The organism is Pseudoalteromonas sp. SG43-5, from assembly GCF_014164345.1.
GTDB classification, from domain to species: domain Bacteria; phylum Pseudomonadota; class Gammaproteobacteria; order Enterobacterales; family Alteromonadaceae; genus Pseudoalteromonas; species Pseudoalteromonas distincta.
In genome coordinates, this window is record NZ_JACJFA010000006.1 from 140,517 (window position 1) to 166,424 (window position 25,908).

A 25,908-nucleotide genomic window follows, 5' to 3' on the forward strand; every position below is an offset into this window, starting at 1 on the left:
AATAAAAAAAGCACTAAAAAGTGCCTTTTGAAACCATGAAAATGAATGTTATTTAATAAATGTGCCTCGGATTGGATAGTCGTTTTCTCTAGAAAACTTAATTCCACCTAGCAGTTGCTCTAAATCAGGACGAACAAATGGGCTGTTTGATATATCGACCATTTGAAGCTGATTTTTTTCATTAAGTACAAAAATGCCTGGCTCAGCAAATGGATGATCAGTTTCTGCATCACTGCGAGGCTCGCTAATATGTAGCCCTAAATCGGTCATTTGTTCGATTGTTAAACCATAGTAAATTGGGAAGTTAATATCTATTTTTTCAAGATGTTTATTAAGCTGCTCATGGCTATCACCACTTACTGCAACCACTTCAACACCAGCATCTTTAAAGTCTTTATGAACTTTAGCAAGCTCGTTAAGTTGCGCAGTACATTTAGGGCAGTGCTGGCCTCGATAAACAACAATCATTTTCCAGGGAGAGTCACTTACTCTATCAACTAAATCTACCTTATTCTCATCAACATCTCTCACTACTAGTGATGGCATAATATCCGCAGGTTTTAAACTAGTGTTACTCATTGCGATCTCCTTTTACTGTTTCAGATTAAAAATTAATTTGCTCTTACCCATAGAGCTTAGGGTAACTTTTATTAATTCAACCTGAAAAGTGTAATTAAAAATCGATTATAACTTTAAGACCATCCCTTTATTTTTCTATAAATGGTAGATGCACTAACCCCTAGATAAGCAGCAGCAAGAGGAATATTGTCTTCACAACTTTTAATTGCATTTTCAATCGCCCTTTTTTCAACTTGCCACAAAGGTTCTATATCGTGAACAGACATAGGCGATAATTGAACACTCTGCTCGTTTGTATTGTGAACTGACTTAGCGGATATCGAGTGCTTCACAGCCCCTAACCCAAATGAGCTTGGTAGCATGTCTTTTTCAATTACATCGCCATCATTAATAACAACGGTGTTTTCAATTACATTTTGTAGTTCGCGAATATTTCCTGGCCAATCGTAATTACAAAAAAGCGCCTTAACTTCATCAGAAAAACCAGTAAAATGCTTTGCATTATTATCGCTTTTTTGTTTCAAAATATACTCAGCAAGCAGTAATATATCGCCTCCGCGTTCTCTTAAAGGGGGGAGCTTTACGGGGATAACATTTAAACGGTAATATAAATCTTCTCTAAAACGCCCTTCTGCAACCTCTATGATAGGGTTTCTGTTTGTTGCACAGACTAAACGAACATCGCTGTGTAATACTTCACTACTACCCACCTTACTAAAAATGCCTGTTTGTAAAAAGCGTAATAACTTTGCTTGTAAGTTAAGTTCCATTTCACATAATTCATCTAAAAATAAGGTACCGCCGTTGGCCACTTCAACAGCCCCTTTTCGATCGCTTAATGCCCCACTAAACGCACCTTTAACATGACCAAAAAATTCTGATTCAAATAGCTCAGCAGGGATAGCTGCACAGTTTATGGCAATAAATGGTCCTGTATTTCTCGGGCTTGTATCATGAAGGGTTTGTGCGCAAACTTCTTTACCGGTTCCACTTTCACCTGTGATAAATACACACGCTTTACTTCTAGCTGCACTATCAAGTAATCTAAAAACGGTTTTCATTGCCAGTGATTCACCAACAAAATCTTGATTTTTATCTCTGTTTTTAACCAATGGTTGAACTTTAACTTGCTCTTTTGGCGTCAAGGCACTTTCTACTGAACTAATGAGTCGTTGACTTGTGAAAGGTTTTTCTAAAAAATCAAAACCGCCTAAACGCATTGCTTCCACTGCAATATCAATAGAGCTGTTTGAGGTGATCATGACTACATTAGCAGGATTTTTTTGCTTATTTACAAATTGTAATACCTCAAGCCCACTTATATCTGGCAAGCATACGTCTTGTACTATGACCGCTGGCATTTTTTCTTTAATACCTACTAAAGCAGAGTACCCATCTGTAAAGTGTTTGCATTGGAAACCAGCCTGTTCAAGCTGACTTGCATATAAAGCACCACTGGCAATGCTATCTTCAACTATATAAACAAGACCTTTATCGATTATATCTGACACGGCTTTCTCCTAGATAGCTATACTATTACTCATTATTTGATACGCATCTCGGGTTTTATCCAAGTTGTGTTTAATAACAAGCGCTGCGTGCAAGTTTTCTTGTGTAGTTGACGGTGGCGAATCGTGTAATTGTGTTGCTAACGCAGCTAAAGCAGATGCACCATATAAAGCTGCTGAATTTTTTAAGACATGCATTACTTCTTTAATTTTTATAGTATCTTCACTACTAATTGCCGTATCTAATTGGTTAGCCATAGTAACTAATTCATCAATAAATAATTTAATTAAACGAGCTAACACAGTTGTCCCAACATCCTTTTCGAGTTGAGTTAATACATTTAGCTCGGTAATACTTTTATCGACAAACTGCTCTGATATGGGCATAGATAACCTTTGTGTAAGTTAAAACTTCGTACACTAATAATATGTAAGAGTTGTAGTTTAAGAGTAATTTGTTTTTTGCATTTTGCAAATCAAAATGAATATAAACATTTACAAAGCCCAAGTATCAATACTTTTAGTTAACGTTTGCGGCTTATCTAGCAGGTACCCCTGAGCTATATCGCAACCAAGTTGTTCTAATATTTGTAATTGCTCATTCTCTTCAATACCTTCTGCTACCGTTTGTAAACCCAATCGTTGAGCCATCGCAATAATTGCGCTACATAACGTAAAGTCTTCATTATTAGTTGCAATACCACTTACAAAACTGCGATCAATTTTTAAACCATCAATATCAAATTGACGAAGTAAACCTAAAGAGGCATACCCAGTGCCAAAATCATCAATCCACACCTTTACGCCTTCTTTATGGAAGTTTTCAAACGCCTTAGCTATTTTATCAGGACTATGAATGAGCGCTGTTTCCGTTAATTCGACTTTAATAGCCTGTGGTGGTATTTGGTGCTTTTCTAGCAAAGACATTACTTTTGCAAACACATCACCATCTAAGATTTGTACCGGTGAAATATTTAATGAAACAGCAATATCTGTCATACCAAACTGCCGCATATGTTTTAAATCAGACAAACATTGCTCAAAAATCCAGTCACCTAATTCTAAAATCATTCCCGATTGCTCTACATGAGGGATAAACTCATCAGGGCCAACAATGCCAAAGCGCGGTGATTGGCACCTTACTAGCGACTCAAAGCCGACCAGCTTTCCAGATCCCAATGATACAAGCGGTTGATAAACCATTTTAAAATAATTATTTTGCATTGAATCAGACATGATCCTCTCTAACTCATGCCATCTTGCTAGATTGACTGGTTTTTCCGATTCTAGGTATTTAAACGCACTCATGATTTTGCTCCGGTTTCACTCTTAGTGACTTATTATATTAAAGAGCAATTTACAGGCCATTTTAAATACAAAAAAACAGAAATAAAAACCAATATATTCAGGTAGTTAAATTAGAATATTAAATGGATTTACTTCTCCCATTTCATTCGCATTTTGCAATTCAGTTTGCAATGCAGCTACATTGGCAATGTGAGCGCTTAATCGAGCTTATAAAACACAGATAAGCCAGTTAATAGATACTGACCAAAGCTAATATTAGCAATTGTATATGAGAAAAGAGAAAGCTTTGATAAAACCCTGTTTAGGTTAAGCACCATCTAAATTTAAGAGAAAATAAATAATTTTATGGGGAGGGATAAAAAATTAAATTGGTGGTAGGAACATAAAAAAACGCAGGCAACTATAAATAGTTACCTGCGCAAAAGTCTCTAGTTTGAAAGAGTGTCGTTATTTTCGTTTTTAGAAGAAGTTACATGTTGTGCATAGTTGGTATTTTGCGAGTCAAACGTATTACTCATCAACTGAGCGTTTTCAACATCAGCTTGTGTAAAAGTAATTGGCTGAATATCTGCCAGCGGTTCAATCGAATCGCTACCTCGTAAAACTGTTATACCTATTACTAAAGTGGCAACAAGCAAAATTGACAAAACCATAATTTCAGGTGTTAGTACCCAATTGTTACCTTTAGGCTGTTGTTTGGCTTTTGTGTTTGTTTGCATATTGCACCCCTTAAAAATTTAACTAAATTCGTCTTGATTTGATATTTAATATATTGCGAAAGTCGTGCCAACCAGATAACAACTTTACAAAAAAGTAAAAACCTTACAAAATCATGTCGTTAAAATAAATTAAAGGTATGATTGAGTATTTAAATAAAGTTCATAACATTTTATTTTTATTTTGAATTGCAATTTGCGAATCAAATTAAAAAAACACACACTAAAAACACTCATTAATTACTAAAAAATAAATTTAACTTACCCCTAAAATACTAGGTTAATTTCTCCGTTTATCAAGTTCTATGCAACACAAACCCACTTTTTATATTGTCTGTTGATCTTTGCGGATTAAAATTCGTTCAAACTACAGGCGGTTTAATCGCGGCGCGAGGTTTATAACCTAGCGGGATCGGTAACTGCTCCTGCGTTACCCTACTGACTTACATCGATGTAAGACCGAGCAAAGCTTCCGCGTTCTGCTCACGCCCCTTACCCCTTCCCTACATGCATGTTGGCAACAAAGAGTAAATAGCCCTTAGGAAGAAACCTTTGGGCAGCGCCTGTTTGGCATTAATGCTACGTTATCGCCCATTTATGGAAAATAACCACACTGCATAGGCTCAACTTTGCCTAAATACCAAACACACTGCTACAAACTTAACCCTAAACGTTTAACAAACCCTAGCCTTCATTGCTCAACTCAGCTTTTCCCACACTTGCGCTAAACGAGAGAGCTTCAAATGTTTAGATTCAATAACCTGCTCTGGGGCATATTTATCAAGTAATAAATAAAGTGTCTCACTTACAATTGGCTTAGCTAAATAGTCATTCATCCCCGCGTCTATAAATCGCTCTTTATCACCATGAATCGCATTTGCAGTGAGTGCTATTATGGGGGTGGTTATACCTAACTTTCTGATTGCTTTAGTTGCAGAAATCCCATCGAGTATTGGCATTTGGATATCCATAAAAATAATATCAATTTCACCGCTTTGCGCCTTTATTATTGCCTCTTGACCATCACTAACAATATGCACACGGCAACCTTTTTGTTCTAAAAACTGCCGAATTACAATTTGATTATTCGTATTATCTTCAGCAACCAATACCTTGGTTCCGCTTAACTGAGTTAACCCTAAGGGGCTTTCTAAAGTTTCTTTTTGCTCACGATTGGTAAATATAATATCCAAATGAAACAGCTGCTCTTCTAATAAACTAATTGCCCGTAGTACATGCGATACTTTATAAGGGCCATTTAACCTAAGCTCTCTGTCGTTAATATTTTGCGGTAATAAGCTTTTACCTAGCAAATCTAGGATGAGTAAACACGGTGAATTAAGGGAGTTGTATGTATTTATACGCTCGCGTGTTTGGGCTAACATTTGAGGATCAGTTAGTACAATTGCATCAGGAAAACTATCGTACTTGGGTATATCTGGGCATACTTCGTAGTGTTCAAAAGTGATAGAAAACCGAGTGAGCGTATGCTCCAAGGCTGTTTTTAGAATTTCGTGACTTCCTACTATCCATACTTTTGGCTTTTTACTTCGTGCTGCAAACCCTTCTCTTAAAATTGAGTCAGTTGTGTCTATTTGCAGCGGGTAATTAACTATAAACTCGCTTCCTTTATTAAACTCAGAACTAACCGAAATATCTCCACCTACCACATCACAAATTTGCCTACATATCGCAAGCCCTAAGCCACTGCCACCATGCTTTCGAGTAATTGAATTATCGGATTGAATAAAAGGCATAAACATACTGTCAATTTTATTTTTTGCAATTCCCATACCCGTGTCTTTTACAGATATATAAAGGTTTAAATTATTACCTTCAATATGAGTGAACTTAACAGTAACCGTTATTACACCATGTTGAGTGAACTTAATCGCATTGGCTAATAAATTTATGACTATTTGTCTTATACGGGCATGATCACCAATTACTTGAGCTGGTACATCAGGATAAAAATCAAAAATAACCTCAAGCCCTTTTTGTAAAGCGCTTTGGGAAATTATATCTATTGCTTCTTCAATACACGTATCAATACTAAATGGCTGATTATTGAGTGTTATGGCTTGTGCTTCAAAACGTGAGTACGTTAATACATCGTCCAATACACTTAATAGCGCGTCAGAACTTGTTTTAATCATTTGTGTATAGCGCATTTGTTCAGAAGTTAAACCGGTATGATGCAAAATATCTGCAGATCCAATTACAGCATTTAATGGTGTGCGAATTTCATGACTAATATTTGCCATGAATCGGCTTTTTGACTCCGCTAGGGTTTCTGCCTGATGTTTAGCTTCAAGTAATATTTGCTCGCTTTCAATACGCTCTTGTATATCCACAAGTGTCGCAGCAATTGATGATAAATCACTTTCGTAGCCACCAACAATTGGAGTAAGTGTAATTTCGACCCAGTTATTTATACCTTGTGCATTAATTAAACGTATATCAAAGCGACGAATGTCACGCTTACCTTGTTTATAATCAAGTAAAGTGCTACTAATTTTTTCTACATCTTCTTTTGCTATAAACTTAATTATAGGTAAGCCAAGGCTCTCATCTACCTTGCTGTGTAGAACTCGCTGCCATGCTTGATTTATAAATAATAGATTGCCAAATGTATCAAGGCGTAAAACAATATCAGGGATATTATCAACGACAGAGTGATAATTATATTCTATCTCTGCCATTGCTTGTTCGGCTTTAACTCGCTGCGTAATATTAGTTTCTATAGCGATAAAGTGCTTTACTTGGCCTTCATCATCTCGCACTGGGTTTGCATCAATAGCAACCCAATAAATATTACCGTTTTTATCGTAATTTGTAGTTTCAACTTGAAAAGGAAGTCCATTTTTTACGGCATGAGACATGACCTTACGGCTTTTTTCACATGTTTTTGGCCCTTGCAGTAAATGACCAGGACTGGTGCCTATAACCTCATCACAGGTGTAACCTGTAAGTACTTCAAAACTATTGTTAACCCACTCAATTACGCCAAATTTATCTGTAATTATCACTAAGTTATTTGTATGGCTCGCAACAAGCGATAAGCGTTTTACATATTTTTGCTGTTGTGTAAGCAAAAGTTGTGAGTCTTTATGACGTTGAATGTCATAGAGTGAACCTATAAAACCGCTTTTTTCATCATAAACTAGCCTCAACTCAAACCAGTTTAAGAGTCCGTGACTATTTTTTATTTGTATTTCTACACTAGGAGTCTGCTTTCCTTCAAGCAAACAACAACTGTATGCAACAAAATGCATAATATCATCGCAATTCATTAACTTAGTAATATTAGAACCAATTAATGAATCGCTTGAGTAACCTAGTTTCTTCTCCCATGCTTCGTTAATATAGGTAAGATTTAAATGTTTATCACACTCAAAAATACATTCATCTAAAATAGCTAATAGCTTTGCTTGACGTCGATTACTATTGGAGAGCTTTTCGACCAATGCATATTGGATTTGCACTTGTAGTTCATCGTTGTTATCCATGCTCTCTCCAATGCTTAATAAAAGTTTTACTATCACAAACTCGCGCATAAAGAGGAAAAACCTCTTCACAGTAAAAAGTTTGTTCAAAAGGAGTGCGACTCGATGTACAGTCACTTAAAATAGTGACGTTAAAACCAAGTTCAACAGCCGTTCGCGCAGTTGAGTCAATACAAATAGAAGTCACCGTACCGGCTAAAATTACATTAGTGACACCATGTTCTTTGAGCTTTTGCGCTAGAGCAGTATGTGTAAAAGCATTTAAACCTCTTTTCCCAGGCACCACTTCTATAACATTGCTAAAAAAATCTAGCTGCTCAATGGTTTGAGCGCCGTACGAACCTGCTTTAAATGCGCCCACATCTGCAATAGCTTTTAATATGCCAATCGGATTTTTAAGCTCACTGTAGTTTTGTGTAAAATGAATGGGTGTATTAACAACTAACGCAAATTGCTCTGCACAGGCGGCCAATAAAGAGAGTGTATTTTCTACCACGCCAGTAATTCTTGACGACTCTTCAACCACGTCATACAAAATACCTTTTGGTGAAAAGTAATCATTTTGAAAACCAATCAAAATAAGCGCTGTTTTAGAAAAGTCATGCATCATTGCCACCTTATTAACCAATTTAAGACGCTAATTGCCAAGGTTTAATAAACTTTTCAAGCACTGCTTTGGTCACTGGTTTTTGTAAATAGTGCGTAATACCTTTTTCAAATAACTCAGCTATCTGCTCATCCCCTGTTAGCCCAGTTAAAATAACTTTGGGTGTATCATTATTAGGGGTATTTTGACGCACCAATTGCTGTGCTACGTCACTGCCAAACATTCCTGGCATGCGCTCATCTAAGAGCAGTAAATCAAATGGTTCATTTTGAGCAAGCGTTAAGGCACTAGCGCCATTTTCTGCACATGTTACTAAGCAGCCCAGCATTTCGAGCATCACTTTTGTTGCAATTTGACTTGGTAAGCTATCATCCGCCACTAATACAGATAAACGTGTTTGCGTATGAAATGTTGTTAAAATGGTAATGAGGTCAGTATCAAAAAATGGCCAACCTAATATTTTTTTAGATAGTTTGTTCTCTTGGCTCAGCTCACTAATGTCGCTAATAGTGCATAACTTTATGTGTCTATTTATGCTGTCACCATTTAGTTTATCAGTTAGCGCATCACCACTAAGGTGACGTAAATCCTCAATCTGTACCGTTTCCTTAAAAGTGCTATTGAATAATTTAAAATTTAAGCCAAAGCGCTCATGGGTATTATCCGATGTTATTAAACAACTTTTAAATAACGCCTCACAATCAGTTAGAACGTCTATATTTTGGCTAATATCAAGTGCCAAACTAACTGACTCTTTTGTTGCTAAAAGCCCATGAAAATCCAGCGTGCTTACTTGCTCAGAATCATCAATCTGGTAATGAAGGCTAACCCCTTGTATATTTGCTTCTAGGTTAAGTAAAAAGCTCTGCTTTACAGATGCTAGCGCTGGAATCAGAAATTCCTCGCATTGCGCAATCATTTGCTCAAGAGGGATTTGCAAACAAACGTAGTTACATTGCAACTTGTTAATTAAAGTAACTGAAAAATTTCGATTTTGGGTTTTACAATATTTACCGATTACCCCTTGGATAATTTCTAAAACGTGACTATTAATATTCATAAAGTATTCTCGTTAACCCAATGTATAGCTCTTAATCATCAAGTTATGTGCCACAAATTAGTTCTTGTAAACACACTTGCATTCATATACTTAAGTATTAGACAGACAGCGCTTTAGTTTCTCATTCGCATTTTGCAAATCATATTGATATGCAATATATGATTTATAGTTTTTATTAGAATGGTGTAATCGATTTTTTTTGCTTTAAATAATTTTTCAATCATTTAAACTGATTTTAATCAAATTGAGGAGAAAGCTATGTTAACTGTAATTTTTGGCCGTGAAGGTTGTCCATATTGTGTTCGTGCAAAAGATGTTGCGGAGCAACTATCAAATGAACGTGATGACTTTAAATTTCGCTACATCGATATAATTAAAGAAGGCATTAGTAAAGCCGACCTTGAAAAGTCAGCAGGTAAACCTTGCCCTACCGTTCCACAAATTTTTGTGGATCAAAATCACATCGGTGGATTTACAGAATTTGAAGCTTACGCAAAAGAAAACCTAGGCTTGTACAAATAAGCGTTGTATTAAATATGTTAACCAGTTTAATAAACCCCAAATCAAACTGGTTAAATTTCGACCAACATCAAACACATAGAAATTAGTTTCAATTTATACAAGCATTTGCCTCGCGAATCCTATATAATGCGCGCCTCTTTAAATTCGTTGAGGCGTATTAATGTCAGAACCAGTCACGTTTGAATCTCTAAATCTTTCTCCTGCAATTTTGAAGGCAGTTGAAGAGTTGGGTTACAAGACACCATCTGAAATCCAAGCTCAATGTATACCGTTATTGCTAGAAAGAAAGGACGTACTGGGACTAGCTCAAACGGGTACAGGTAAAACCGCAGCATTTGCACTGCCATTACTAAATAATATTGACCCGTCTGTGAAACAGCCACAGATCCTTGTACTCACACCAACACGTGAGCTTGCGATCCAAGTTGCTGAGGCATTCGAACAATATGCTAAACATGTTCGTGGTATTGAAGTATTGGCACTATATGGTGGCCAAAGCTACAGTATCCAATTAAGCGCACTTCGTCGTGGCGCTCAGGTTATTGTTGCAACTCCAGGTCGTTTAATCGATCACATTAACCGTGGCACTATCAAGTTTGATGCTCTACAAGCACTTGTACTTGATGAAGCCGATGAAATGTTACGTATGGGCTTTATCGATGATGTAGAAAGCATCATGGAAAAAACACCGCGCGAAAAGCAAACATGTCTTTTCTCTGCGACTATGCCTAAGCAAATTCAAAACATCAGCAGCAAGTATATGAATAACCCTGAACAGGTTCATATTTCTGCGCGTAACTCTACAGTATCATCTGTTGAGCAAGTGTTTTGGAATGCAAGCGTACACAAAAATAAAGCAATTGTTCGCTTCTTAGAAGCTGAGCAATATGAAGGTGCTATTGTTTTCGTACGTACGCGTAACGATACAGTACAACTTGCTGAGTTATTAGAGCGCGAAGGTTTCTCTGCTGCTCCACTTAACGGTGACATGAACCAGCAAGCACGTGAACGCACTGTAGATCGCTTAAAAAGTGGCATGCTAAACATTGTTATTGCAACAGATGTAGCGGCACGTGGTCTAGATGTTGACCGTTTAAGCTTAGTTATCAACTACGATATCCCACAAGATTCTGAAGCCTACGTTCACCGTATCGGCCGTACAGGTCGTGCTGGTCGTACTGGTAAAGCAATCTTATTCGTAAAACATAACGAACGTTATTTACTTAAAAATATCATTCGTCATACGAAGTCTGAAATTGCTCAAGTTGAATTACCTACAGCAAAAATTGTTGAAGAAAAACGTATCGAAGCGTTACAAGCAAAATTAACTATTGCGCTTGAAAACAAAGACATCACGTTCTTCAATGAAGTAGCTACTAACATGGCTGAAAAACTTGATCTTCCTCTTGAAAGCTTAGCGGGTGCGTTACTGTGTTTAGCACAGCAACAGTCGCCAATTAAAGTTGAAGAAGTTAAGATTCAACCTCGTGAACGTAACGAGCGTAACGACCGCAATTCACGCAACGATCGTGGTGACCGTGGACGTCGTAACGAACGTGGCGGCGAACGTGGTGGTGAACGCGCTGAGCGTAAACCTCGCGAACGTAACAGCCGTGATGCAGGTCCTATGGATACGTACCGTATCGAAGTGGGTCGTGAACATGGTGTTCAGGTTAAAAATATTGTTGGCGCTATCGCTAACGAAGCTGACATCTCAAGCAAGTTTATTGGTGATATTCGTCTACACGACAATCACAGCACGGTTCAATTACCGCAAAACATGCCTAAAGATGTACTTGATCACTTCCAAAAAGTGTTTATTTGTAAACGCCCTATGGGCTTAACAATTACAACTGATCAAGGTCCTGCTGAACCACGTGGCGAACGCTCTGAGCGTCCAGCTGGTGATAAGAAACGCAGCTTTAATAAAGATGACGGCGCACGCGGTGATAAGCGCAGCGGTCCTCGTAAAGAACGTCGCCCTGTAAGCTTCACAGCTAAATAAGCAACGACTCTTTAATAAAAAAACCTTGCCACGAAAGTGACAAGGTTTTTTTGTTTTTAAGCTGCTGCTACAGTGAAAACAAAGTAAACTTTCGCGTCAATTCAATAGCGGCTTGAGATAGTTTTTTTAGCCTGAGTTCGGGTTGCTTAATGCCTATAAATACATTTCTCTGATTTTTAAAATAACAAAAATTCTGTAAACTAGACAAAGGCTATAGTTCACGGACGAATTAAAAATTGAAAAAGATTTACGACAACTTGCTCTTTGTAGCAATAGTACTCCCCATTTTATTATGCATCACTATACCTATTTTAATGGACTTTACAGATCCACCATTCATCTCAAATGAACTATACGACGCTGTTTTCTTTATAACCCTCCCTATTATCTGTTGTGCACTATTTATCTATTTAAATATACTTATATTCAATAAATATAAACGCTGCAGTAAATATAGAGAATCACTTAAATACAATTTCTCAGATACTAAAATAAAATTAGCATCCATTTTCATGTACCCATTATCCCCTTTATTAATCTTTGGAATACTCTATGTTTTTATCTCTGATCCTATTAAATTATGGGCTTACTACACACAAGGCGACTATTGGTATAAAGAATACATCCTGACCGATGTACAAGAGTGTGGCACTGAGTATGAAGATAGCTGTACTCGTTTATACTTCAAAGACCCTAAAACGAATAAGATTCATGATTTTAGGTGGTATGACGATAAGTCTACAATAATGAACAACAAAAATGATTATGTGTATATTGTTGGAGAGGCCAGCTTATTTGGCTATATAGTGAGAGATTTAGAAAGATAACTTAGACTTACTTTAACATTACAGGACTTTTATTTAAAAACCTCACTCAAGTGAGTGAGGTTCATAAAGGTTTAGGCTAAGGCAATGCTGGATAAATGTAGCTTGCATCTAAACCTAAAGGAATACCAAGTGCCCAATAACCTAATAAAAAGATACTCCAGCCAATCATAAAGGCAATTGAGTACGGCAGCATAATAGCAATTAAAGTGCCTATACCGGTGCCTTTGACATACTTTTGACAGTACACCACCACTAATGGGAAGTATGGCATTAACGGTGTAATAATATTAGAGCTTGAGTCACCTACACGATAAGCGGCTTGAGTTAAGTCTGGCGAAATGCCAAGTTGCATTAACATCGGTACAAAAATGGGGCCAAGTAACGCCCATTTTGCTGAACTTGAACCTACAAACAAGTTAACAAAGCCAGTTAAAAAGATAATGCCTACAACCGTTACTGCACTTGGCAATTCCATCGCCTTTAATAACTGCGCACCTTCAATTGCGAGCAGTGCACCTAAATTTGATTTACTAAATGCAGCAATAAATAGCGAACAGAAAAACGCCATGACGATATAATATGCCATGCCGCTCATCGCTTTACTCATAGCATCAATCATATCTTTTGAAGTATTAAAGGTACCTACCGTAAAACCATATACAGTGCCTGGGATCCAAAAAAGTAAAAATATTAGTGGTACAATTGATTGCATTAAAGGAGAGCTAAAATTAGTAAGGGATCCGTCACTACTGCGCATTGCAGAATCGTCTGGAGCAGAGACAAATGCTAATAACGCAAGTCCTGCAATCATCACGGTACTGGCTATATAAAAGGCACGTTTTTCATCACTACGTGCATCTTCAAATACAGGTAAATCCTCTTTAGCACCATCAACTGCTGTTTTTTGTAAACGTGGTTCAATAATTTTATCGGTAATGTACCAGCCTAATGCCACAATAAATAAGCTAGATGCTGAAGCAAATGCCCAGTTATTTAACGGGTTAATTGTTATGGCAGGATTAATTATTTGCGCCGCACTTTGGGTAAAGCTTTGTAGTAATGGATCAATCCCTGATGGAATAAAGTTAGCCCCAAAACCACCACTGACTCCTGCAAATGCAGCTGCAATACCCGCAAGCGGATGGCGTCCTGCTGCATAAAATATAACACCGGCAAGTGGAATAACTAATACATAACCTGCGTCAGTAGCGGTATGGCTCACAATGGCCACTAAAATGATTGAAGGCGTTAATAGCTTTTTAGGAGTAACTTTAAGCATTAACTTAAGGCCGGTATTAATAAAGCCCGAATGCTCTGCAACACCGACACCTAACATAGCTACTAATACGACACCTAAAGGAGCGAAGCCGGTAAAAGTTTTTACCATAGAGGATAAAAAGGTAGCGAGCGAATCACTTGCCAGCATATTATTAATAATAATCGCTTCACCGGTACGTGGGTCTATTGCATCAAAGCTCACGCCTGAAAACCACCACGACAAAAACCAAATTAATAACATTGCAAATAGAAATATTACGGCTGGATCTGGAAGCTTATTTCCTACTCGCTCAACAAAATTTAAAAAACGCGCTACAACCCCTGAAGGTAAAGCGTCTTGATTATTATTCATTTTTATTGTTCCTAAAATTTATTTTAGTAACAATATCGCATAAAAACAAAACAGTAAATTAACATGGGAATGTGCTTTAAAAGTTTTGGGCACAAAAAAACACGATAGTGATAAACAAATCGTGTTTTTTTGCCACTTAGGGTTAAGCGAGGGCTTTAACTTCATCCCACAAGCGTGCAACTAATGCCTTGTCTTCTTCGTTAAGCTCGCCGTTGCGATATGCTTTAACTAAGCTTTGCTCTACAGTTTCATTTAGCTCATCTATACTGATTGTCAGCTTTTCTACTTCGGCATAACCAACTGCAAGATCAAAATGACCTCGTAAATAGCCGCCAGCAAATAACTCATCGTCAGTTGCTTTTATTACTAAATCATCGAAGTACTGCTGGGCTGCATCGATATAGTTCACTAAACTCATTTATTAATCTCCTGGTTTTGCAAAGCACCTGTATTTTCAAGGTTTTGGTGCCCTACTGCATACATAATATGGTCGTTAAATCCGGTGGTTACTTTAATATAACCGGTTAATTCATCATCTAATTCGCCATCGCCTGTATCACAAATAAGGGGGCGACCATTAAGCGCTAGTAGTTTTGTTTTTGTTGCTACTACAATAATATTTTCTTTGCCAATTGCGCGTATAAGCAAAGGACTCAATTGCTGGTTACCACGGCCAAATATATGCCCTTGCCCGCCAATGAGCGTAATGACTAACTTAGTACTTTGATCATGTGTAAGCTCAAGCAATTGCTTAGCCGTTAAATCTTGGGCAACTAAGGTTTGATCTTTTATTAAATCAACACCAAGTAACGTATTTTCAAGCCCCATTTCTTCCATTATGGCTTCAACCGTTGAGCCGCTACCCATAATATAAAATGTGTCTTCATCCATTTGCGATACAACATGCGCTGCAATGTCGGCAAGTACGAGTTCGTCGGTTTCTTTACCGCCATTTTTAACCGCTTGCATATAGCGTACTTCGCTAGGTGTTTGCATTTCGCCGTAGCGTTTGGCTTTTACTGTGCCTTGCCTGAAAGCATCTTCATCTATATCCATTACATCTGCATCGGCTAAGGTAACTAACTCCCCCTTAACCAGCATTTCGACTACGCGCCCTGCAGCCTTTGGCGTAATAGCGTAAACACCAGAATGGATTTTACAACCTGCGGGAATACCAAGTACGGGAATGGTATCCTCGATTGCATGGCAAATATTACGCGCTGTACCGTCGCCTCCAGCAAATAAAACTAAATCAACACCAAAGTCTTTAAGTACTTTTGCTGCTTGTTCTGTGTCATCTGGGGTTGTTATTGCAGAAGTGTTATATACAACCTCTACATTAAAGCCCAAAGCTTTTGCTGTTTGCTCACCCATGTCACCGTTAACAGTGTAAATGGTTAAGCGTTCTTTATAAGGTAATAGCACCTCAAGCGCTGCTTTTGTTCGGCTATTTGCTTTTGGCTCTGCGCCTAACTCTATTGCTTTTGCCGCTGTGTGTGCGCCATCACTGCCTTTTAAAGCGACTGTGCCACCTAAACCTGCTACAGGGTTTACAATTAAGCCTAATTTAAACGCCATTACAAAGCTCCTTTGGATGTTGCCACTTAAATTGCTGCGCTGTTAAGGGCCACGGTGTATTGTAAAAATCACACACTGCTTTTAAAAGTGACTCTGTACGAGAGTTAAAGCCATTTTCGATTAGCGATAATACCCGTGCATATACTCGCTGCTGAAAATCAAACCGACACGTTTGCTCGCCGTTTAAATTATCCACCGATACATTAAAATTAAACCCTGCTGCGGTGCTTAATAACCACTCTATAGCTTGGGGCTTTACTTCTACGTTTTCAAACTCAGCTTGTTTTTGTTTGTCGCGCCCGTCTGGGCAGTACCAGTAGCCGTAATCTTCTAATAACCGACGTGCATCACCGGCCACCAGCCAATGTGCTACTTCATGTAATGCACTGGCATAAAAACCATGCGCAAATACAACTTGGTGATATGGCACCTGCTCTGTTGCTGGTAAATACACAGGCTCACAATCGCCTTTTATCAGTCGTGTATTGTGACTTTGATAAAAAGTGCGCTCAAAAATTGAAATTAGATCAGCTATTTGATGCATAAAAATTGATTAATTCGTCTCGGTTACAGCGCCATATTAGCGCACTAAAAACGAGACGAATTGTACGGGCTTTTACAACTAAAGTAAAAATAAGGCGGGATAGTAAAATATAAGCGGATTAATCTTTCACTTTATTGATATTTTTAATAATACCTAAACAGTAAAGCGTATTGGCAAGTTCTTTACGCTGTGTTTTTTCACTTGAGGTTTTATTGGCTAAGCTAGTTAACATATCGTACCGTTTACGTAGAGTTAGTATATATCTGGCATGCTTACGGCATTCAAAACAACGTGTACAGTGTGAATCGACCCAAAAATCAAGTACCTCAAACCAATATTGCTGCTCTTGAGCAAAAAAAATAAATGCCTTAGAGCAACTTTCGCACTTCTCTTCAATATCAACATAAAGTGCCCGAGGGTCAATGGCATAGTTTTGCTTTTTTATATCTGCCAATATTACCGTATTAGGGAAGTATTTAAGCCTCGAGTAACGCCAGTGCGCATTCTCTATCGCCTCTATTGTCACTGAGGTATTGGTAGTTATCGGTTTATTGCCATACCTTGGGTGATTTAGATACATGAGCTGCCTAGTTTAAACTTATGATTTTAAGGCACATAACATGCCATATGAAAAACAATAATTATACAGGCGTTCCTGCTTCATCACACTCTACAATATCGGTTTCGGTTAATGCCTGAGTGATCCATGCTTGCAATACGGGGCAACGCATAACAAAGTCACAATATTGTTGCGCCTCTGGCGATAACGTAATTTGATACGTTTTTAAACGCAATACAATAGGTACGTACATAGCATCAGCAATACTAAAGTCACCAAAAAACCACTCGTTTGGAAACACATCTTGTTGCTGTGCAAATATCTCGTCTATACGGGCTATGTCTTTTAATGCTTCGCTCGATAGGTCTACTTTACGGGTAGCTCTTATATTCATTGGCACTTCGCTGCGCAGCGCCATAAAGCCTGAATGCATTTCAGCGCTTAGCGCGCGCGCTTTAGCTCTTTGGGTAATATATTTTGGCCATGCAGCGCCTGATAAGTAAGCATCGTTAATATATTCACAAATTGCTAGTGAATCCCAAACCTGTAAATCGCCATCAATTAACGCTGGAACTTTTTGCACAGCAAAGGTCTTTTTTAGTTCACTGTAAAAATCAGGGGTGTCGAGTACCAGCTGGGTTTCACTAAACTCAACATCAAATTTACTCATTAAATACCATGCGCGTAATGACCAGCTGGAGTAGTTTTTATTACCGATAAATAATTGCATATTGTAAATACCAAAGTGAATAGACGCTCCTACCTTACTAGGTGATTAAACAACCAACAACATTTTGTTTAAAGTCTCTTTGCTAACGGTTACTTAAAGCTATTAATTACTCACTTAACTGCTTGTTTAAATGTTTTTTTAATAGTTGTGTATTACGCGTATTAGCTTTAAAAAACGCATCAAATATATCGCCAAAAAATGGCACTAAGCCGCCCACAAAGTCAATGAGCATATTGATAATCATCTTAGTCTTTATACGTTTACTCACACCTAAACGCTGCGCTTCTATAAGCACATAGCTTGATAAAATTAGCCCTGCGGCATCACCTATAACGGGAATTAAACCAATCACAGCCTCTAGGCCTATATTAAATTTAGTAAAAGGAATACCAATGCTGCTATCCGTTAACTTACTGAAACGTTCTAAGCGGGCTATTGCAGCCTGGGCTTTTATTTGTGAGTGTTCATTAATATTATCGTTCATGATTACTACCCTCCTTCTTGCAGTATATAGGACCTACTTGAACAACTCCTGAAAGGCTTTAAACTAAATTACAGACATAAAAAAACGCGGTAATCCGCGTTTTTTATAATTATAAATACTTAAACAGAGCCGTTAATTGGGCCGTGCTGATGATTTACATGCGGATTTTGTCCGCGTTGACGCAGTAAATGGTCCATTAATGTAATAGCCATCATTGCCTCAGCAATCGGGATTGCACGAATACCTACACACGGATCGTGACGACCTTTAGTGATCATCTCAACCGCTTCGTTGCTTGTATTAATGCTGTTACCTGGAATAGTAATGCTCGACGTTGGCTTAAGCGCAATAGAAGCAATAATATCTTGCCCTGTCGAAATACCCGCAAGTACGCCACCTGCATGATTTGATGTAAAACCCTCAGGGGTTAGTTCATCACGATGCTCAGAGCCTTTTTGCTCAACTACGTCAAAGCCATCACCAATTTCAACGCCTTTAACAGCGTTAATACTCATTAATGAATGTGCAAGTTCGGCGTCAAGACGGTCAAATACTGGCTCTCCAAGACCAACAGGTACATTGCTTGCCACTACTTTTACTTTAGCGCCAACTGAGTCACCTTGCTTTTTAAGGTCACGCATATATTCGTCAAGCGCTTCAAGCTTACTTGCATCAGGGAAGAAGAATAAGTTATTTTCCACTTCATCCCAGTCAAACGTTTCCGCCTTAATAGGGCCAAGCTGACTTAAACATGCTTTAACTTCAATACCATGAAATTGCTTTAAGTATTTTTTAGCAATAGCACCTGCCGCTACGCGAATCGCGGTTTCGCGTGCAGATGAACGACCGCCACCGCGATAATCGCGCAAGCCGTACTTATGCCAATACGTGTAATCGCCATGACCTGGGCGAAATACATCTTTAATTTTGCCGTAATCTTGCGAGCGTTGATCGGTATTTTCAATCAATAAACCAATGCTGGTACCTGTGGTTTTACCTTCAAAAACGCCTGCTAATATTTTTATTTGATCGCTTTCACGGCGCTGCGTTGTATAACGGCTTTGGCCTGGTTTTCGGCGATCTAAATCAATTTGTAAGTCGGCCTCTGTGATTTCAAGACCTGCGGGAGTACCATCAACAACGCCGCCTAATGCAACGCCGTGGCTCTCACCAAAGGTGGACACTTTAAATAACTGCCCAATGCTATTACCTGCCATTAACTTTCCTCATTCCTAATGACTACCAATAGCCAAGCACAGGGCTTGGCTATTCATTTTTTACTTATTTTGCAAAATACTCATCTAGCTGCTTTTTGCTAATTACAAATACACCTAAGCCGCCTTGTTCAAATTCAATCCATTCAAACGGCGCGCCTGGATAAAGTGCATCCATATGTACCATAGAGTTACCAACTTCTACAAATAACAAACCGTTATCAGTTAGGTGTTCACTCGCTTCACTTAAAATAGTACGGGTTACATCTAAACCATCGTGGCCTGATGCAAGCCCAAGCTCTGGCTCATGATGAAATTCGCGTGGCAGGTCAGCCATATCTTCTGCATCAACATACGGTGGGTTTGCAACTATTAGGTCGTATTTTTGACCTGGTACACCGCTAAATACATCAGACTGAATCGGTAACACGCGATCACTTAACATGTAATCGTTAATGTTAATGTCTGTCACTTCAAGCGCTTCATACGATATATCTACCGCATCAACTTGTGCTTCCTCAAAAGCTTGAGCAAGTGCAATTGCGATACAACCCGACCCCGTACATAAATCTAATATGCGGTTAACCGATTGTGGCTCTTCAAGCCAGGGTGTAAAGCGGTTGCTGATAAGCTCAGCAAACGGTGAGCGAGGTATAAGTACACGTTCATCCACATAAAATGGCATACCCGCAAACCATGCAATATTTGTTAAGTAAGGTACTGGTGTGCAGTCGTTAATACGTTCTGCAATAAGACCCGCAAGTCGGTTTTTTTCTGTGCTTGTTAAACGCGCGTGCATTAATTCTTTTGGCGCATCAACAGGCAAGCTAAGCGCAGGCAGTAATAAGCTTACAGCTTCATCCCATGCGTTATCTGTACCGTGTCCAAAAAATATACTACTACTTGCAAATTGGCTTGTAGTCCAACGTAACCAGTCATGTAAAGTTGACAGTTCTGCAACGGCTTCTTCGAGTGTTGCTTCTTCTATTTGTAAATCGCTCATATATTTTTACCTGTATTAGCTTACTGACTGTTTTGAGTCTTTAAGACGATTGCATTGCCTATCTGCGCTGGGCAAATTACAATTGCCCCTCATTTAAGTATTGTACCGCCTTTTGCGCTGCGTTTTTACGTTTTTTTGTTTAGGTAATAGTTATGAAAAAAGACACTCCATCACATTCGTCCCTAAGCAATGACGACATAAGCTTATTTCGTCAAACGATCACAGGCGCCAAAGTATTTAAACAAGATACTCATCGTTTTGATACAAAGCCTAAGGTGTCACAAGCTAAGCAATTTGCCCAGCAAAAAAAGCAGGCTCAATCTGAATTTTTCTTCTCAGACGTTTATATTCCCGATATAGACACCCACGGCACGGTTAAATATGTAAAACCTGGCCAAGATACTTTCCTAGCTAAACAGCTTCGCCGTGGTGACTTTGCACCCGATTTGACGCTAGATTTACATGGCTTAAATAAAGAACTTGCTAAAGACGAACTCGCTGGACTCATTCACGAATGTAAAAAGCAGCATTATTATTGTGCATGTGTAGTCCACGGTATTGGTGGCGGCGTACTAAAGCACAAAGTGCCTCAGTACTTAGTACAGCACCCTGACGTAATAGCGATGCACCAAGCCCCTCTCGAATATGGTGGAAGAGGCGCTGTACTTATTTTAATTAATTTACCGCAAAGTGATGAATTTAGACGCTAACTTTAGCCATTACTAGGATGTAACTACGTGCATATTTTTTCAATTATTTTTCCGCTCATTTTTATTGTGGCACTGGGTTATGGATGTTGTAAGTTAAAGTTTTTTAACGAACAACACATTGCGGGTCTAAGTAAATTTACTTTTTATGTGAGTTTACCGGCCTTTTTAGTACTAAATATGTCGCAAATAAACTTACAGCAAAGTATTAGCCTTTTTGCATTTTTGAGCTTTTACATACCTGTTTTGAGTGTGTTTGGATTAGGCATTTTAATTGACCGCTTTTACTTAAATAAGCCATGTCTCAATAATAAAGCAATAAATTATCAACAACACAGCGTATTTGGTTTGGCAGGAAGTTATTCAAATATGGTGTTGGTAGGTATCCCAATTGTTATAGCGTCACTGGGTAAAGAGATGATTGCTATTGCATTTATGATCATCACCTTTCATAGCACATTGCTATTTGCCCTGACCTTTTTAATTGGGGCAAAAGGAAGTGCTGAAAACTTCTCATGGTATAACTTTAGCAAGAGTATGGTGCTAAACCCTATCGTACTGAGTATTGGTTGCGGGTTGATCATTAATGTATCTGGGCTTAGCTTATATGACAATTTAGTAAGCAGTATAGATTTACTCGCCAAACCCGCTATTCCGTGTGCTTTATTTGTACTAGGCGCAAACTTAGTATTTTATAAAATAGCCTCAAACTGGCAGCCCGCGCTTATATCTTCATTATTAAAAATTATTATATTACCGGCTGGGGTATTTGTTGCAGCAACTTATGTGTTTGATTTAGATGAGCAAATAAGAAATGTGCTAGTTCTATTGAGTGCATCACCTGTAGGGGTAAATGCTTACTTAATTGCGTGTCAGTTAAAACAGCATCAAGCAACGCTTGCAGGTACGGTGGTACTTTCTACTATATTGTGTATGTTGAGTTTTAGCTTTTGGTTGGCTATTTTGCTTTAAACAACTATATAACTAACAAAACTGCCATGAGCTATATAATTGTTTAATCAAATTACTTTAAGGCCGCTACAACAGATATTTCTACGAGTAGTGCATCACGTGCCATTTTAGCTTCCACACAGGCACGTGCTGGTGCATAACCCTCGGGTACCCATGCATCCCATACTGCATTCATATCAGCAAAGTATTCCATGCTCTTTACATAAATAGTCGCGCTAAGCATGTGTTCTTTTGAACTCCCTGCTTCATCAAGCAGCGCCTCTACTTTATCAAGCATAGTTTGAGTTTGCTCTTTAATATCTTTTTGCGCGTCGGCGCATACCTGCCCACATAAATAAACAGTGCCGTTGTGTTTTACTATGCGGCTCATGCGCGCACCTGTTTGTAAGCGTTCTATCGTCATAATACTTTTCTCAATTATTTAAAGGTTTTCTGGGGCATTTATACTTATATAACTACTACGCTGGGTTTGCTCATCATAACTAATAACAGCAACAGCACCTGTATTAAAAATTGGCATATTACCAGGGCTTAATTGGTCCACTAAATAACTTACAATAGGCATGTGTGCCACTATAAGCCATGTATTGCATTGGGGATGAGTAGCAATAAGCGTTTCAAGATAGTCAGCAGCAATTTGAGGTTTGCCTTCGGGGATAATATCGGACGTGGTTTCGCTAAATTTAAATACGTTATTTTTAGCCACACCTGCAGCTGTTTGCTGTGCACGAATGTAAGGACTAACTAACAGTGCATCAGGGCAATGTACTTTACTGAGCCAAAGGCCCATTTTTTCAGCTTCATCGTGTCCTGCTTGGGTTAAATTTCTACCTGCATCATCAGCCTGCATGGGTGTTGCTTCGCCGTGGCGCATTATTAGGATTGTTTTCATAAAAAATCAACCGATTAAAGAATATAAAACAGTAGCCAGTTTGCCCATTTGTCAGCTATATTAACAACATAAATCTATTTATTTCTAAATAATTCTTTCATGAGATTCAGGTAAATCTTTAAGCTGTATTTCGCTTTCCTGAAGCCATCATCTGTTGTTAACAAGTAAACGTTTAGTTTCAGGAGCATCATTTGAATATCAGCCGCAATGATAACAGAGCATACCGCGCCTTTACACTGGACAATGGTCTAAAAGTACTATTAGTGCAAGATAAAGATTCTACAAAAGCGGCAACATCAATGGCAGTTAACGCCGGGCATTTTGACGATCCTCTTGATAGGCAAGGCCTAGCACACTTTTTAGAGCACATGCTTTTTTTAGGCACAGACCAATACCCAGATTCAGGCAGTTTTAATAATTTTGTTTCGCAAGCTGGCGGGAACACTAATGCGTGGACTGGCACTGAGCATACCTGTTACTTTTTTGATATTAATAACCAAGAATTTGAACAGGCGCTTACCCAATTTAGCCGTTTTTTTATTGCGCCACTTTTAAATTCAGCCGAAACAGAAAAAGAACGCAACGCAATTGAAGCCGAGTTTAAACTAAAAATAAAAGACGATGGTCGCCGTATTTATCAAGCCCACAAAGAAACGGTAAATCCAGCTCATCCATTTGCTAAATTTTCTGTAGGAAACCTACAAACCTTAGCTGACAGAGAGCGCTGTATTAGTGATGAGCTTCGCGACTTTTTTAATAGTCAGTACCAAGCTCAGTGGATGACTTTAGTTATTTGCGCAAACGAAACATTAGACACACTACAAAGCTGGGCACAAACTTACTTTGGCGCAATTAAGGGTAATAAAAACCTCAAAAAGCCAGAGATCAGTGAGCCACTCTATCGCAAACAAGACATAGGAAAAATACTTCATATTGAGCCGCATAAGCATATGCAAAAACTTATCATAAGTTTTGCCATGCCTAATATTGACGACTTTTATCGCCACAAAACAGTGAGTTTTATTGCCCATTTACTTGGCTATGAAGGCGCGGGTTCTCTTTATTCTATTTTAAAAGAGCAAGGCTGGATAAACGCGCTTTCTGCTGGCGGTGGTATTAATGGTAGCAACTTTAAAGACTTTAATATTAGTTTAGCGCTTACCGATGAAGGTATTGAATACTTCGAAGACATTATTGAAATGGTGTTTGAATACATTTGCTTAATTAACGATAACACCGAAAAATTGCCGCGCTTATACCAAGATAAAAAAAATCTATTACAAATAGCATTCGATAACCAAGAAAAGTCACGCTTGATTGATTGGGTCAGTAATTTAAGCATTAATATGCAGCATTACGACGAAGCAAATTACGTGCAAGGCGACTATTTAATGGAAGGCTTTAAAAAAGCGACCCACGAAATGGCCATGCAGTGGTTAACGCCACATAATATGCGCATCGTACTTATACATCCAGATGTAGAGCCTGAACATAAAACCGCATGGTACAACACACCATATAAAGTAGAACATATTTCACCTAATTGGCTTGATGCACTTAGCGAGATAAATAAACCGCTGAGCGAAATGCTGCTGCCTACCGCTAATCCTTATTTGACAAAAGAAGTGGTGTTATTTGATGTCATAAAACCACAAACGAAACCCGAGTTATTAGTAAAAGAACCCGGTTTTGACTTTTGGTTTAAACAAGACAACACATTTCGTGTTGCTAAAGGTCATTTTTATTTGGCCATGGATTCTGATTTTGCCGTAAAAGATGTAAAGCATATGGCACTCACCCGCTTATTTACAGATTTATTTATGGATAGCGTAGGCGAGCAATTTTATCCTGCAGAACTTGCAGGACTTAGCTACCACTTAACCTCGCATCAAGGTGGATTAACTCTACATACCGCTGGGCTTTCATCCAGTCAGTTAGAGCTTGTTGATCAATTAATAGATGCTTTATTTAATGTAGAAATTTGTGCAAAACGCTTTGCTGAATATAAAAAACAACTTGTAAGGCATTGGCGCAATAGCAACCAAAACAAACCAGTCAGTGAGTTATTTAGTATTTTAGGCGCAAAAATAATGCCTTGGAACCCTCAACCTGGGGAGCTTGCATCGGCATTAAAAAACACCTGTTTTCAGCAATTTAATGAGTTCAGAACAGACTTTTTTAAAGCACTACATGTTGAATCATTTTTACATGGTAACTGGCAGCAAAGTGATGCATTAGCCTTTCAAAAAAAGGTCGCCGAACACCTAAAAAACGCAGCCATAATTGAAGATTTAAGACGCCCCCTTTTTGAAATTAAAAAAGTAACTCGCTACGAGTTAGAACTTCCTTGTAGCGACCATGCCATGGTAGTTTACTATCAGGCGCAAACGGATTGCGTGGCCGAAAAAGTAAAAATGATGGCGTTAAATCATTTAATTAATCAAGATTACTTTAACGAGTTACGAACAACACAACAGCTAGGTTATTTAGTGGGCGCAGGTTATGCACCTTTTAATACTCGTGCTGGAATAGCATTTTATGTGCAGTCACCTAAATTTGATGCAAAAACATTATTGCATCGTCATAACAGCTTTATTAAAAAATACCTTGATAACATTGATGCACTTGATGAAAACGATTGGCAACAGCAAAAACATGGCCTTAGTACTCATATTGCAGAAAAAGATAAAAACTTGCGCCTGCGCTCACAACGGTTATGGCTTGCTATTGGTAACAGAGATCACGAATTTCATATGCAGCAGCGACTTTTAGATGCCCTAAACGCACTAACACTAAGAGAAGTAAAAGTTTATGCACTAAGCCTATTTGATGATAATAGACCAAGATATGAGCTTTTAAGCTCGGCGAAAGTCAGTAAATCTCAAAATATGCCCGTTTACTCTCAATCTCTTTGACTCTAGGTTTAGCTTGTTTTAAATTATCATTTGTAAATTAGA

At 38.4% G+C, this 25,908-nt stretch carries 25 protein-coding genes; 6 read left to right on the top strand and 19 right to left on the bottom strand.

Going from position 1 to position 25,908, the window contains the following annotated elements; translation table 11 throughout:
• Positions 1-48: 48 nt before the first annotated feature.
• The 8 genes from H5161_RS08805 to H5161_RS08840 form a co-directional block, all read right to left on the bottom strand.
• On the bottom strand, positions 49-579 hold the full coding sequence (locus H5161_RS08805; RefSeq protein WP_024595973.1) for a peroxiredoxin-like family protein: 531 nt from the start codon (positions 577-579) through the stop codon (positions 49-51).
• A 113-nt stretch (positions 580-692) separates the two neighbouring features.
• Entirely contained in the window at positions 693-2,090 is a 1,398-nt protein-coding gene (locus H5161_RS08810; RefSeq protein ID WP_084324654.1) for a sigma-54 dependent transcriptional regulator, read from the bottom strand.
• A 9-nt stretch (positions 2,091-2,099) separates the two neighbouring features.
• Complete coding sequence (locus tag H5161_RS08815; protein WP_039489282.1) at positions 2,100-2,474, bottom strand: Hpt domain-containing protein; 375 nt, start codon at positions 2,472-2,474, stop codon at positions 2,100-2,102.
• Between the two features lie 108 nt (positions 2,475-2,582).
• The gene (locus tag H5161_RS08820; protein WP_024595976.1) at positions 2,583-3,323 is read right to left on the bottom strand and encodes a bifunctional diguanylate cyclase/phosphodiesterase; all 741 of its coding nucleotides are present in this window, start codon (positions 3,321-3,323) and stop codon (positions 2,583-2,585) included.
• Positions 3,324-3,823: 500 nt separating this feature from the next.
• Positions 3,824-4,114 carry a hypothetical protein gene (locus tag H5161_RS08825; RefSeq protein ID WP_182715663.1) on the bottom strand — a complete coding sequence of 97 codons (291 nt, stop codon included), beginning with the start codon at positions 4,112-4,114 and terminating at the stop codon, positions 3,824-3,826.
• A 695-nt stretch (positions 4,115-4,809) separates the two neighbouring features.
• Positions 4,810-7,620 (bottom strand): PAS domain-containing hybrid sensor histidine kinase/response regulator, encoded by a 2,811-nt coding sequence (locus tag H5161_RS08830; protein ID WP_182769104.1) that lies wholly within the window; start codon positions 7,618-7,620, stop codon positions 4,810-4,812.
• Positions 7,613-8,227, bottom strand: a complete 615-nt coding sequence (locus H5161_RS08835) for an isochorismatase family cysteine hydrolase (RefSeq protein ID WP_231619836.1) — start codon at positions 8,225-8,227, stop codon at positions 7,613-7,615. The genes H5161_RS08830 and H5161_RS08835 overlap by 8 nt, the downstream gene beginning before the upstream one ends.
• 19 nt (positions 8,228-8,246) lie before the next feature.
• Entirely contained in the window at positions 8,247-9,284 is a 1,038-nt protein-coding gene (locus H5161_RS08840) for a response regulator (RefSeq protein ID WP_024595980.1), read from the bottom strand.
• A 258-nt stretch (positions 9,285-9,542) separates the two neighbouring features.
• On the opposite strand from H5161_RS08840, the gene H5161_RS08845 reads away from it, so the two are divergent.
• The 3 genes from H5161_RS08845 (at position 9,543) to H5161_RS20105 (ending at position 12,638) form a co-directional block, all read left to right on the top strand.
• Positions 9,543-9,806, top strand: a complete 264-nt coding sequence (locus tag H5161_RS08845; RefSeq protein WP_024595981.1) for a GrxA family glutaredoxin — start codon at positions 9,543-9,545, stop codon at positions 9,804-9,806.
• 160 nt (positions 9,807-9,966) lie between these two features.
• On the top strand, positions 9,967-11,811 hold the full coding sequence (locus H5161_RS08850) for a DEAD/DEAH box helicase (protein ID WP_024606656.1): 1,845 nt from the start codon (positions 9,967-9,969) through the stop codon (positions 11,809-11,811).
• Positions 11,812-12,323: 512 nt separating this feature from the next.
• Complete coding sequence (locus H5161_RS20105) at positions 12,324-12,638, top strand: hypothetical protein (protein ID WP_240915864.1); 315 nt, start codon at positions 12,324-12,326, stop codon at positions 12,636-12,638.
• 76 nt (positions 12,639-12,714) lie between these two features.
• On the opposite strand, the gene H5161_RS08860 is transcribed toward H5161_RS20105, so the two are convergent.
• The 9 genes from H5161_RS08860 to prmB all read right to left on the bottom strand — a co-directional run bounded on the left by H5161_RS08860 (position 12,715) and on the right by prmB (position 20,380).
• Positions 12,715-14,268 (bottom strand): AbgT family transporter, encoded by a 1,554-nt coding sequence (locus H5161_RS08860; RefSeq protein WP_182693393.1) that lies wholly within the window; start codon positions 14,266-14,268, stop codon positions 12,715-12,717.
• Between the two features lie 142 nt (positions 14,269-14,410).
• A complete protein-coding gene (locus H5161_RS08865) occupies positions 14,411-14,686 on the bottom strand; it encodes a YfcL family protein (protein WP_024596509.1) in 276 nt (91 codons plus the stop codon).
• Positions 14,683-15,846, bottom strand: coding sequence for an ATP-NAD kinase family protein (locus tag H5161_RS08870; protein WP_182693394.1), 1,164 nt, complete (start codon positions 15,844-15,846; stop codon positions 14,683-14,685). Before H5161_RS08870 ends, H5161_RS08865 begins: the two co-directional genes overlap by 4 nt.
• Complete coding sequence (locus H5161_RS08875; RefSeq protein WP_182769105.1) at positions 15,836-16,390, bottom strand: elongation factor P hydroxylase; 555 nt, start codon at positions 16,388-16,390, stop codon at positions 15,836-15,838. Before H5161_RS08875 ends, H5161_RS08870 begins: the two co-directional genes overlap by 11 nt.
• A 118-nt stretch (positions 16,391-16,508) precedes the next feature.
• On the bottom strand, positions 16,509-16,970 hold the full coding sequence (locus H5161_RS08880) for a zinc-ribbon domain containing protein (RefSeq protein ID WP_029753288.1): 462 nt from the start codon (positions 16,968-16,970) through the stop codon (positions 16,509-16,511).
• 61 nt (positions 16,971-17,031) lie between these two features.
• Positions 17,032-17,679 carry a glutathione S-transferase family protein gene (locus tag H5161_RS08885; RefSeq protein WP_182715667.1) on the bottom strand — a complete coding sequence of 216 codons (648 nt, stop codon included), beginning with the start codon at positions 17,677-17,679 and terminating at the stop codon, positions 17,032-17,034.
• A gap of 106 nt (positions 17,680-17,785) precedes the next feature.
• Positions 17,786-18,163, bottom strand: coding sequence for a DUF4112 domain-containing protein (locus H5161_RS08890; RefSeq protein WP_024591638.1), 378 nt, complete (start codon positions 18,161-18,163; stop codon positions 17,786-17,788).
• 119 nt (positions 18,164-18,282) lie between these two features.
• Positions 18,283-19,380 (bottom strand): chorismate synthase, encoded by a 1,098-nt coding sequence (aroC, locus tag H5161_RS08895; RefSeq protein ID WP_002962170.1) that lies wholly within the window; start codon positions 19,378-19,380, stop codon positions 18,283-18,285.
• 64 nt (positions 19,381-19,444) lie between these two features.
• Complete coding sequence (prmB, locus tag H5161_RS08900; protein WP_007580615.1) at positions 19,445-20,380, bottom strand: 50S ribosomal protein L3 N(5)-glutamine methyltransferase; 936 nt, start codon at positions 20,378-20,380, stop codon at positions 19,445-19,447.
• A 152-nt stretch (positions 20,381-20,532) separates the two neighbouring features.
• Here prmB and smrB point away from each other — a divergent pair, with 152 nt between their 5' ends.
• Together smrB and H5161_RS08910 are read left to right on the top strand one after the other, a co-directional pair.
• Positions 20,533-21,090 carry an endonuclease SmrB gene (gene smrB / locus H5161_RS08905; protein ID WP_007377742.1) on the top strand — a complete coding sequence of 186 codons (558 nt, stop codon included), beginning with the start codon at positions 20,533-20,535 and terminating at the stop codon, positions 21,088-21,090.
• A gap of 27 nt (positions 21,091-21,117) precedes the next feature.
• Positions 21,118-22,059, top strand: coding sequence for an AEC family transporter (locus H5161_RS08910; RefSeq protein WP_182769106.1), 942 nt, complete (start codon positions 21,118-21,120; stop codon positions 22,057-22,059).
• Between the two features lie 52 nt (positions 22,060-22,111).
• On the opposite strand, the gene H5161_RS08915 is transcribed toward H5161_RS08910, so the two are convergent.
• Positions 22,112-22,462: a RidA family protein gene (locus H5161_RS08915; protein ID WP_182769107.1), complete on the bottom strand. Its 351-nt coding sequence runs from the start codon at positions 22,460-22,462 to the stop codon at positions 22,112-22,114.
• Positions 22,463-22,480: 18 nt separating this feature from the next.
• On the bottom strand, positions 22,481-22,951 hold the full coding sequence (sixA, locus tag H5161_RS08920; RefSeq protein WP_182769108.1) for a phosphohistidine phosphatase SixA: 471 nt from the start codon (positions 22,949-22,951) through the stop codon (positions 22,481-22,483).
• A 191-nt stretch (positions 22,952-23,142) separates the two neighbouring features.
• Between sixA and H5161_RS08925 the strand changes: the two genes are divergently transcribed.
• Positions 23,143-25,866 carry an insulinase family protein gene (locus H5161_RS08925; RefSeq protein WP_182769109.1) on the top strand — a complete coding sequence of 908 codons (2,724 nt, stop codon included), beginning with the start codon at positions 23,143-23,145 and terminating at the stop codon, positions 25,864-25,866.
• Positions 25,867-25,908: the final 42 nt, after the last annotated feature.

Bases quoted from the DNA above. Each gene is read 5' to 3' on its own strand.
- H5161_RS08885 (WP_182715667.1), bottom strand. From the start codon at position 17,679: ATGCAATTATTTATCGGTAATAAAAACTACTCCAGCTGGTCATTACGC.
- H5161_RS20105 (WP_240915864.1), top strand. From the start codon at position 12,324: ATGTACCCATTATCCCCTTTATTAATCTTTGGAATACTCTATGTTTTT.
- H5161_RS08805 (WP_024595973.1), bottom strand. From the start codon at position 579: ATGAGTAACACTAGTTTAAAACCTGCGGATATTATGCCATCACTAGTA.
- H5161_RS08890 (WP_024591638.1), bottom strand. From the start codon at position 18,163: ATGAACGATAATATTAATGAACACTCACAAATAAAAGCCCAGGCTGCA.
- H5161_RS08915 (WP_182769107.1), bottom strand. From the start codon at position 22,462: ATGACGATAGAACGCTTACAAACAGGTGCGCGCATGAGCCGCATAGTA.
- H5161_RS08865 (WP_024596509.1), bottom strand. From the start codon at position 14,686: ATGAGTTTAGTGAACTATATCGATGCAGCCCAGCAGTACTTCGATGAT.
- aroC (WP_002962170.1), bottom strand. From the start codon at position 19,380: ATGGCAGGTAATAGCATTGGGCAGTTATTTAAAGTGTCCACCTTTGGT.
- H5161_RS08820 (WP_024595976.1), bottom strand. From the start codon at position 3,323: ATGTCTGATTCAATGCAAAATAATTATTTTAAAATGGTTTATCAACCG.
- H5161_RS08860 (WP_182693393.1), bottom strand. From the start codon at position 14,268: ATGAATAATAATCAAGACGCTTTACCTTCAGGGGTTGTAGCGCGTTTT.
- H5161_RS08815 (WP_039489282.1), bottom strand. From the start codon at position 2,474: ATGCCCATATCAGAGCAGTTTGTCGATAAAAGTATTACCGAGCTAAAT.
- H5161_RS08835 (WP_231619836.1), bottom strand. From the start codon at position 8,227: ATGATGCATGACTTTTCTAAAACAGCGCTTATTTTGATTGGTTTTCAA.
- H5161_RS08840 (WP_024595980.1), bottom strand. From the start codon at position 9,284: ATGAATATTAATAGTCACGTTTTAGAAATTATCCAAGGGGTAATCGGT.
- H5161_RS08825 (WP_182715663.1), bottom strand. From the start codon at position 4,114: ATGCAAACAAACACAAAAGCCAAACAACAGCCTAAAGGTAACAATTGG.
- H5161_RS08880 (WP_029753288.1), bottom strand. From the start codon at position 16,970: ATGTATCTAAATCACCCAAGGTATGGCAATAAACCGATAACTACCAAT.
- H5161_RS08845 (WP_024595981.1), top strand. From the start codon at position 9,543: ATGTTAACTGTAATTTTTGGCCGTGAAGGTTGTCCATATTGTGTTCGT.
- prmB (WP_007580615.1), bottom strand. From the start codon at position 20,380: ATGAGCGATTTACAAATAGAAGAAGCAACACTCGAAGAAGCCGTTGCA.
- H5161_RS08870 (WP_182693394.1), bottom strand. From the start codon at position 15,846: ATGGCGTTTAAATTAGGCTTAATTGTAAACCCTGTAGCAGGTTTAGGT.
- smrB (WP_007377742.1), top strand. From the start codon at position 20,533: ATGAAAAAAGACACTCCATCACATTCGTCCCTAAGCAATGACGACATA.
- H5161_RS08850 (WP_024606656.1), top strand. From the start codon at position 9,967: ATGTCAGAACCAGTCACGTTTGAATCTCTAAATCTTTCTCCTGCAATT.
- sixA (WP_182769108.1), bottom strand. From the start codon at position 22,951: ATGAAAACAATCCTAATAATGCGCCACGGCGAAGCAACACCCATGCAG.
- H5161_RS08875 (WP_182769105.1), bottom strand. From the start codon at position 16,390: ATGCATCAAATAGCTGATCTAATTTCAATTTTTGAGCGCACTTTTTAT.
- H5161_RS08830 (WP_182769104.1), bottom strand. From the start codon at position 7,620: ATGGATAACAACGATGAACTACAAGTGCAAATCCAATATGCATTGGTC.